This window comes from Pseudomonas siliginis (assembly GCF_019145195.1).
Lineage (GTDB): Bacteria > Pseudomonadota > Gammaproteobacteria > Pseudomonadales > Pseudomonadaceae > Aquipseudomonas > Aquipseudomonas siliginis.
Genome location: NZ_JAHSTW010000039.1, coordinates 1 through 382, shown reverse-complemented (window position 1 = coordinate 382; position 382 = coordinate 1). Strand labels below are relative to the sequence as shown.

At 60.5% G+C, this 382-nt stretch carries 1 protein-coding gene; it reads left to right on the top strand.

All coding sequences use genetic code 11. The features are described 5' to 3' along the window. Window positions 1-348: PA0613 family protein (locus KVG87_RS26415; RefSeq protein WP_225931013.1), on the top strand; the 348-nt coding region annotated here is incomplete at its 5' end. Between the last annotated feature and the right edge of the window lie 34 nt (window positions 349-382).

The window sequence follows — 382 nt, the reverse complement described above, 5'->3', positions numbered from 1 at the left end:
ATCGATATGGCTCTCAAACAATGGGCGCAGGAGCTGCACAGCGATGAAGTGGCTGCCGGTTACTCGGGCGGCAACATGGTCGCCATGATGATGGAGAGCGGTGGCCAGCTTGTGCGCGGAAGGCGCGGGAGCAGGGTGCCGCTGGAGGCCTCCTTGGACATTGAGCGCATCGTGAAGAAACGCCTTGATCCCGAGTTGATGACGGTGGTCCAGGTGCATTACTTCCAGCCTGATGCGCCTCTGACTGCACGTCTGGCTGAGAGTGGCTGCACACGCAACCTCTACTACCAGCGCCTGCATGACGCTCACATCGTGGTTGAGCACTTCCTCCTGGGGGAAGCGGCTTGATCGTGGGCATTACTCTGGCTCACGCCGTCCCACT